This window comes from Streptomyces corynorhini (assembly GCF_003346515.1).
In the GTDB taxonomy this organism is placed as follows: domain Bacteria; phylum Actinomycetota; class Actinomycetes; order Streptomycetales; family Streptomycetaceae; genus Streptomyces; species Streptomyces corynorhini.
Map to the genome: position 1 here is coordinate 1 of NZ_QQNA01000186.1, position 7,930 is coordinate 7,930.

Annotated in this window: 7 protein-coding genes and 1 pseudogene; 7 read left to right on the top strand and 1 reads right to left on the bottom strand. The window is 73.3% G+C overall.

The window, feature by feature from the left end:
• The 6 genes and pseudogenes from DVH02_RS37180 to DVH02_RS22560 form a co-directional block, all read left to right on the top strand.
• Positions 1-297 (top strand): annotated as a pseudogene (locus DVH02_RS37180) (serine hydrolase); the annotation flags it as partial.
• On the top strand, positions 294-809 hold the full coding sequence (locus tag DVH02_RS22540) for a serine hydrolase (RefSeq protein WP_407697665.1): 516 nt from the start codon (positions 294-296) through the stop codon (positions 807-809). The pseudogene DVH02_RS37180 and the gene DVH02_RS22540, both read left to right, overlap by 4 nt.
• Before the next feature lie 403 nt (positions 810-1,212).
• Positions 1,213-1,440 (top strand): hypothetical protein, encoded by a 228-nt coding sequence (locus DVH02_RS22545; RefSeq protein ID WP_114625643.1) that lies wholly within the window; start codon positions 1,213-1,215, stop codon positions 1,438-1,440.
• A 29-nt stretch (positions 1,441-1,469) separates the two neighbouring features.
• A complete protein-coding gene (locus DVH02_RS22550) occupies positions 1,470-3,032 on the top strand; it encodes a diaminobutyrate--2-oxoglutarate transaminase (RefSeq protein WP_233518384.1) in 1,563 nt (520 codons plus the stop codon).
• Positions 3,029-4,834: a pyridoxal phosphate-dependent decarboxylase family protein gene (locus DVH02_RS22555; protein WP_199566373.1), complete on the top strand. Its 1,806-nt coding sequence runs from the start codon at positions 3,029-3,031 to the stop codon at positions 4,832-4,834. The genes DVH02_RS22550 and DVH02_RS22555 overlap by 4 nt, the downstream gene beginning before the upstream one ends.
• A gap of 160 nt (positions 4,835-4,994) precedes the next feature.
• Complete coding sequence (locus tag DVH02_RS22560; RefSeq protein WP_199566374.1) at positions 4,995-6,347, top strand: lysine N(6)-hydroxylase/L-ornithine N(5)-oxygenase family protein; 1,353 nt, start codon at positions 4,995-4,997, stop codon at positions 6,345-6,347.
• A 231-nt stretch (positions 6,348-6,578) separates the two neighbouring features.
• Here the strand turns inward: DVH02_RS22560 and DVH02_RS22565 are convergent, their stop codons facing one another.
• Positions 6,579-6,959 carry a winged helix-turn-helix transcriptional regulator gene (locus DVH02_RS22565; RefSeq protein ID WP_114625644.1) on the bottom strand — a complete coding sequence of 127 codons (381 nt, stop codon included), beginning with the start codon at positions 6,957-6,959 and terminating at the stop codon, positions 6,579-6,581.
• A gap of 91 nt (positions 6,960-7,050) precedes the next feature.
• Between DVH02_RS22565 and DVH02_RS22570 the strand changes: the two genes are divergently transcribed.
• Positions 7,051-7,930 (top strand): SDR family oxidoreductase (locus DVH02_RS22570; RefSeq protein ID WP_114625648.1); only part of this gene is annotated, 880 nt, incomplete at its 3' end.

Genomic DNA, 7,930 nt, shown 5'->3' on the forward strand with positions numbered 1-7,930 from the left:
TCGGCTTCGGTGTCCGCTTCGTCGGCCACCGCGCGTGCCGATCAGGAGCTGTCCGAGCGGCTCGCCGCCGTCCTGACGTCCTCGGGGGCGGCGGCGACGGCCTCGCTCCAGGTCGCCGTACTCGATGTACGCGATCTGGCGGACGGAAGCGCCCCCGTCCGCTCCGGCGCGCGCTCCACGGGGACGTACGACACGGCCAGCATCGTCAAGGTCGACATCCTCGCGGCGCTGCTGCTCGCGGCCCAGGACGAGGGCCGCGCGCTCACGGCGTCGGAGAGCGCCACGCCACCTCGATGATCCAGGTGAGCGACAACGCCTCGGCGGACGCCCTCTGGCAGGCCATCGGCGGTGCGGCCGGGCTGGACGCGGCGAACCGGCGGCTCGGGCTGACGGGTACGACAGCGGGCGAGGGCGCGCTGTGGGGGCTGACGCAGACGACGGCGTCCGACCAATTGGTCCTGCTGGGCGCCGTGTTCGGCGACGGTACGGACGCCGGGGCGGCGTCCGCGCTCAGCGCCGCCTCGCGGAGCTATGTGCGGGGCCTGATGGGCGGTATAGCGGACGGCCAGGACTGGGGCGTGTCGGCGGCGGGCGCCGTGACGGGGCTGAAGAACGGCTGGCTGTCCCGCAGCGCCACCGGGCTGTGGGACATCAACAGCATCGGGCGGATGGAGGCCGGTGGGCACGGCTATCTGCTGGCTGTGCTCTCCAAGGGCAACGCCGGTATGGAGTCCGGGATCGCCCTCGTGGAGGCGGCGGCGGAGGCGGCGGTCGCGGAGGCGGAGGCGGAGGCGGCTTCGGGAGCGTAGGCGGGCCCGGAATGATCGAGGCGGGCCCGGCCTCATCCGGGTGGCTCCGGCCTGATCCAGGTGGGTCCGGGCCGATCCGGGTGGCTCCGGCCCGATCCAGGTGGGTCCGGGCCGATCCGGGTGGCTCCGGGCCGACTCGGGTGGGCCCGGAATGGTCCTGGTGAGGGCCTCTCGTGGCCCATGGCTCGTCCCGGCGCGCTGTCAAGCGCCCGTGGCGCGTCTCCGGACGAAGCGTTAGGTTAGGGTTGCCTAAGTTGGTCCACCGAGGGGGTGCGTCGCGGGGGTGTGCCGAGGGGTGCGCCGCCGTGACAGCGCGCTTCCCGATGCGTACCAAGGCCCCAGCGGTGAAAGCTACTTGGCATGTGCCCGATCCGTACCGCCCTACTCCGAGGTAGCGCCAACCGTGTCCGTCCACGCCCCCACACCCGCCCGCAGCGGCCCGAGCGGTGCCGGGGGCCGGTCCTGGGACACCCTTCCGTGGGACGTGCGGATCGAACGCATACGCGTCGGCGACTTGATCGTTCTCCCCTGGGGGCCCTTCCACCGGGTCCCTTACGGGTCCTCCTCCGGCCGGGAGGCCGCCGTACCGCCCGTACCCGGCCCGCTCGTCGCCGAGCGCCGTCCGCTCTGAGCCTTCCTCCTCTCCCCCGGAGCCATGTCATGACCGTGCCCCCCATCTCCCCGCCCGTGAGTGAACGGCCCACCGAGGGCGCACCGGAGGCGGCCGACGGGGCAGGCACCCCACATGCTTCCGGCGGGCCGAGCGCATCAGGCACGACAGGCGCACCGGGCGCGCTGGACGGACCAGCTGCATCAGGCACACCGGGCACATCAAGCGCACCGGGCGCACCAGGCGCGGGCGACCGCGCCGTCGGCATCCTGGGCCGCCAGCGCGCGCGGGAGTCCTCGGCGCGCACCTACGCCCGCTCGTTCCCGATCGTGCCGGTCCGCGCCAAGGGCATGACGGTCGAGGGGGCGGACGGCCGCCGCTACCTCGACTGTCTCTCCGGCGCGGGCACGCTCGCCCTCGGCCACAACCACCCCGTCGTCCTGGAGGCCGTACGGCGCACGATGGAGAGCGGCGCGCCGCTGCACGTACTCGACCTCGCCACGCCGGAGAAGGACGACTTCACCGACGCCCTGTTCGCCACGCTCCCCGGGGAGTTCGCCGACCGCGCCCGGATCCACTTCTGCGGTCCTGCCGGTACGGACGCGGTCGAGGCGGCGCTGAAGCTGACGCGGACCGCGACCGGGCGGCGCGGGGTGCTCGCGTTCACCGGGGCGTACCACGGCATGACCGCCGGCGCGCTCGCGGTGACCGGCCGCGTCTCGGCCAGGGAGCGGGTGGCGGAGGGGGTGGCCGAGGTGACCCGGCTGCCGTACCCGTACCCGTACCGCTGCCCGTTCGGTGTCGGCGGCGAGCGGGGCACCGCGCTCGCCGCGACCTATGCGGAACGGCTGCTGGACGATCCGGCGGGCGGGGTCGCGCCGCCCGCCGCGATGATCCTCGAAGCGGTGCAGGGCGAGGGCGGCGCGGTGCCCGCGCCGGACTCCTGGCTGCGCGAGATGCGGCGGATCACGGCGGAACGCGACATCCCGCTGATCGTGGACGAGGTGCAGACGGGCGTGGGGCGCACGGGCGCCTTCTGGGCCGTCGAGCACAGCGGGATCACCCCGGACGTGATGGTGATGTCGAAGGCGATCGGCGGCAGCCTGCCCCTCGCCGTGATCGTCTACGACCAGGATTACGACGCGTGGCTCCCGGGCGCCCACACCGGCACGTTCCGGGGCAACACGCTGGCCATGGCGACGGGCGCGGCGACGCTGCGGTACGTGGCCAGGGAGGGCCTGGCCGAGCGCGCCGCGACCGTGGGCGCGCGGATGACCGCACGGCTGGACGGGCTGCGGCACGCGCTTCCCGTGATCGGTGACGTACGGGGGCGCGGGCTGATGATCGGCGTCGAACTGGTCGACCCGGCGGGCCCGGTGGACTCCTGCGGCGCCCGCCCGGCCGCCCCCGAACTGGCGCAACGGGTCCGCGCGGCCTGTCTGGAGCGGGGCCTGATCATCGAGTTGGGCGGGCGCTTCGACGCGACGCTCCGGCTCCTGCCGCCGCTGACCATCTCGGACGAGCAGGCGGAAACGGTCCTCGACCGGCTCGCGGACGCGATCGCGCACGCTTCGGCGGATCGCCATCAGGACAAGCAGGGACGGCAGGCATGACAACGGAATCCAGGCAGACACCGCCGCGCGTCCCCGCGCAGGCGTCGGCGCAGCAGTTGGCAGACCAGTCGGGGCAGCAGTTGGCACAGCAGTCGGGGCAGGCGTCGGCGCAGGCGCAGGCGCCCGTACGGAAACCGGCGTGGCCCGCCGACCACGCGCCCGACCACGCGCCTGACCACGCGCCGGGTCACGGTCCCGCCGCCGCGCTGTCCGGCGGCGTCGCGGGCCCCGACGCCCTCGCCCCGCTGGTCTCCACCGTGCTCGACGCCCTGGTCAAGGGCGCCAAGACCCGGGGCGGCCCCGTCGCCCCCGGCAGCCCGGAGGAAGCGGCGGTGGCCGTGGCGGAGGCGTTCCACGGGGTGGGAGCCACCGGCGCCGGAGGTCACACAAGCCAGACCAGCCAGACCGGCCACACCAGCCCCGCAGGCCAGACCAGCCAGACCGGCCACACCAGCCCCGCCGCCCACACCAGCCCCGCCGCTCTGGACCGGCTCACCGAACTCCTCGCCCACGGCAGCGCCGACCCCGCCGACGCCTCCTGCGCCGCCCATCTGCACTGCCCGCCGCTGGCCGTCGCCGTCGCCGCCGACCTCGCCGTCAGCGCGCTCAACCCGTCCCAGGACTCGTGGGACCAGGCGCCCGCCGCGACCGTTCTGGAGACCCTGCTGCTCCAGGAGTTGGCGGAGCTGGTCGGTTACGACCGGGAACGGGCCGCCGGGGTCCTCACCTCCGGCGGTACGGAGTCGAACCTCATGGGGCTGATGCTGGCCAGGGACCGCGTGCTGGGCGCGGCGACCGGGCGGCAGATCGAACTCACCGGCCTGCGGCCCGCCTTGGGCGCCCGTCCCCGTATCCTCGCCTCCGCCGTCGCGCACTTCTCCGTACAGCGCGCGGCCGCGCTCCTCGGGCTCGGCGAGGACGCGGTGCTCTGCGTTCCGGTCGACGAACAACTCCGCATGGACACGGACGCGTTGGCGGCGCTCCTGGACGGCTGCGCGGAGCGCGGCGAGCTGCCGATCGCCATCGTGGCCACGGCGGGCACCACCGACACCGGCTCCGTGGACCCGCTGCGCGCCTGCGCCGCGCTCGCCGCCGAGCACGGCGCCTGGCTGCACGTGGACGCGGCGTACGGCGGCGGCGCGCTGCTCTCCGACCGGCTGGCGCCGCTCCTGGACGGGCTCGAACTCGCCGACTCCCTCTCCCTCGACTGGCACAAACTCGGCTGGCAGCCGGCCGCCGCCGGGGTCTTCCTGGTCGCCGAGTCCGAGACGTACGCCTCGCTCGCCCGCCGAGCGGTGTACCTCAACCCGGCCGACGACGAGGAGGCCGGTTACCCGAGCCTGCTCGGCCTCTCGCTGCGCACCACCCGCCGGGCCGACGCCTTCAAGATCGCGGTGACGCTGCGCACCCTGGGCCGGGAGGGGCTGGGGAGGCTCGTGGACGCCTGCCACGAACTGGCGCTGTCCGGCGCGCGGACCGCGCGGAACCACCCCTGCCTTGAGCTGTACGCCGAACCGGTGCTGACGGCCTTCGTGTTCCGCTACCTGCCGGTGGACGCCGACGAGAAACACGGCGACGACGAACAGCGCAGCGACGACATCAACGCCGCCCTGCGCCGTCGGCTGCTGCGCGAGGGCCGCGCCGTGGTCGGCCGCACCGAGCTGCCGGGCGAAGGGCCGGGCCGCGTACGGCTCAAGCTCACGCTCCTCAACCCGCACACCACGGCCGAGGAGGTGGAGCGGCTGCTCCTTGAGGTGGTGGCCGCGGGCCGCGCCGAGGAGGAAGCGGCGGCGCTGCGGTGACGGCCGGGCCCGTACCCGCGCGCCGCCACGTCTCGTACAGACTTACGCACGAACACGCGAACGTATGTGAGTACGTGAGTGACAGCGACGCGCGTCACTCACGTACCCCGCTCAACTCACGCAGCCGAACAAGACCACCCACCCCGGCGGAGGCCACCCGGTGACGACCGAGCACCAAGACGGACAGCGGATCTACGACGTGGTCGGCGTAGGTATCGGTCCGTTCAACCTCTCCCTGGCGGCGCTCTCGGACGGCGTCCCCGAACTCCGCACGCTCTTCCTCGACGCCAAGCCCGCCTTCTCCTGGCACCCGGGCCTGCTCATGGAAGGAACGACTCTGCAAGTCCCCTTCCTCGCCGACCTGGTGACGATGGTCGACCCCACCAGCCCCTGGTCGTACCTGAACTACCTGCGCGAGCACGACCGGATGTTCCCGTTCTTCTTCTCCGAGCGCTTCCACATACCGCGCCGCGAGTACGACCACTACTGCCGCTGGGTCGCCGAACACCTCCCCTCCTGCCGCTTCGACGCGCGCGTCACGGAGCTGGCGTGGGACAGCACGTCCGACGCGTTCGCGGTCACCTACCGGTCGGCGGGGGCGGACGGCGCGGTCTCGCGCGTATGGACGCGGCAGGTCGTACTCGGCGTCGGAACGGACCCGGTCGTACCGCCCCCGCTGCGCCCCCTGCTGACGGCCGACCACCGGGGCCGGGTCCTGCACAGCGCCGACTACCGCACCCACCGGAGCGCGCTGGCCGCGCTCGCCGACGTCACGGTCGTCGGCGCGGGCCAGTCCGGCGCCGAGGTCGCCCTCGACCTGCTCCGCCACCAGGACGGCGCGGGCGCGGGCGGCCCGTACGTCCGCTGGCTGGCCCGTACCCCCGCCTTCGCGCCGATGGAGTACTCCAAGATCGGCCTGGAGCACTTCACCCCCGACTACATCCGCTACTTCCGCGCCCTCCCCGAGGAACGGCGCGAGCACCTCGTACGCGAACAGTGGCAGCTCTACAAGGGCGTCAGCGAGGAGACCCTCGCCGACATTCACGACGAGCTGTACGAACGCACCATCGGCGGTACGGAGCCCCGCGCCGCCCTCCACCCGGGCGTCGCCATCGAGGGCGCGCACTACGACGAGGCGTCCGACGACTACGTACTGACGTGCCGTCACCTCCAGCAGGACAAGGTCTTCGAGATCCGCACCGCCGCGATCGTCTCCGCCACGGGCTACGCGGCGACCCGCCCCGCCTTCCTCGGCCCGCTCGCCGGGCTGGTCGACTGGGACGACCAGGGCCGCTACCGCGTCGACGGCGACTACCGCGTCTCCCTCAACCCCCGGGTGACCGGCGCCCTTTACGTCCAGAACGCCGAACTCCACACCCACGGCGTCGGCACCCCGGACCTGACCCTGAGCGCCTGGCGCGCCGCCACCATCCTCAACGCCCTCGCGGACCGGCCCGTCCTGCGCCTGCCTCCGCGCGCGGCGTGGACGACGTTCGGGGCGCCGGGGGTGTGACGGGGGTGTGCGCCGGGGGTGTGTGACGGGGGTGTGTGATGGGGGCGTGTGACGGGTGTGTGTGACGGGGCGAGCGGATCCGCGTCGACCGGCTCGCGCGGCGGACGGCGATCCTGGCCGTAGTGGCCGTAGTGGCCGTAGTGGCCGTAGTGGCCGTAGTGACCCGTCGGGCCGGGAGGACCCGCGTCGGCGAGCGGGACCGCCCTGCTCACGCGTCGGCGGCGCTCGCGATCAACGCACCTGGTCCGCGCCGCGCGACGACAGCCGCTCGGTGATCCGGTCGAACAGCTCCGTCAGCGGCTCACCGACGACCTGGCCGAACTCGGTCAGCCCGTACGTGACCTGGGGCGGAGTCGTCGGCTCGACCTCCCGCCAGACCAGGCCGTCCTGGACCAGTGCGCGCAAGGTCTGGGCGAGCATCTTCTCGCTGATGCCGTGGATGCTCTCGCGCAGCTCGTAGAACCTGAGGCTGTTACTCCGCAAGGAGATCAGCACCCAGATGCCCCACTTGCTGGTCACGTGGTCGACCATGTCGCGCGCGGGGCAGTCGGTGTGAAACACGTCATACCGCTTCCCCGTCTCGACCCCTCTGCGCTGCACGCCTCCCGCCATGTCATGAGCTTACTTCAGGGTATGTCCTTACCCGAAGTGAGCCCGCGCTCCTACCGTGGAGGACACAAAGGATCTTCGACGAGGAGCTGACATGATCGTGGTGACCGGGGCTACCGGAAACATCGGCCGGCCGTTGACCCAGGCGCTGGCCGAGACGGGCCAGCAGGTGACGGCCGTGTCACGGCACACGGCGGAGGTGCCGAACGGCGTCCGTCACGTGGTGGCCGACCTGGCCGAACCGGCCGGTCTCAAGCCCGCGCTGGCCGGGGCGGAGGCGCTGTTCCTGCTGCTGTCCGGCGACTTCGACCTGCACGCCGCGGGAGCCGACCCCGCCGACCTCATCGGCGAAGCCGCGGCCAGCGGGGTCCGCCGGGTCGTCATGCTCTCTACGCTGGGCGTGGTGACCAGGCCCTTCGGCCGAACACGGATCGCGATGCGCGCGCTGGAGGACACCCTGAGGGAGTCCGGCCTGGAGTGGTCCGTCCTGCGGCCGGGCGGCTTCGCCTCCAACGCCCTGTGGTGGGCCGAGTCCGTCCGTGCGCAACAGGTCGTCGCCGCGCCTTTCGGTGACGTCGGGGTGCCGATCATCGACCCCGCGGACATCGCCGCGGTCGCGGCGGCCTGCCTGCTGGATGACCAGCACATCGGCGGCGTCTACGAGCTGACCGGCCCGGAGCTGATCACTCCGCGCGGGCAGACGGAGGCCATCGCCACCGCGCTGGGCTCGCCGGTGAGGTTTCACGAGCTGAGCCGCGACGAGGCCAGGACCGCCATGACCCGGAACATGCGGGCGGAGCTGGCCGACGACACTCTGGACATCCTCGGCTCCCCGACCCCGGCCGAGCTGCGTGTCAGCCCGGACGTCCAGCGGATCCTCGGCCGCGCCCCGCGCTCAGCGGAACGCGGCCACGTTGCGGGCCGCCCAGTCCGCGAAGGGGCGCGGGGCGCGGCCGAGGATCCGCTGGACGTCC

Bases quoted from the DNA above. Each gene is read 5' to 3' on its own strand.
- DVH02_RS22550 (WP_233518384.1), top strand. From the start codon at position 1,470: ATGACCGTGCCCCCCATCTCCCCGCCCGTGAGTGAACGGCCCACCGAG.
- DVH02_RS22555 (WP_199566373.1), top strand. From the start codon at position 3,029: ATGACAACGGAATCCAGGCAGACACCGCCGCGCGTCCCCGCGCAGGCG.
- DVH02_RS22565 (WP_114625644.1), bottom strand. From the start codon at position 6,959: ATGGCGGGAGGCGTGCAGCGCAGAGGGGTCGAGACGGGGAAGCGGTAT.
- DVH02_RS22540 (WP_407697665.1), top strand. From the start codon at position 294: ATGATCCAGGTGAGCGACAACGCCTCGGCGGACGCCCTCTGGCAGGCC.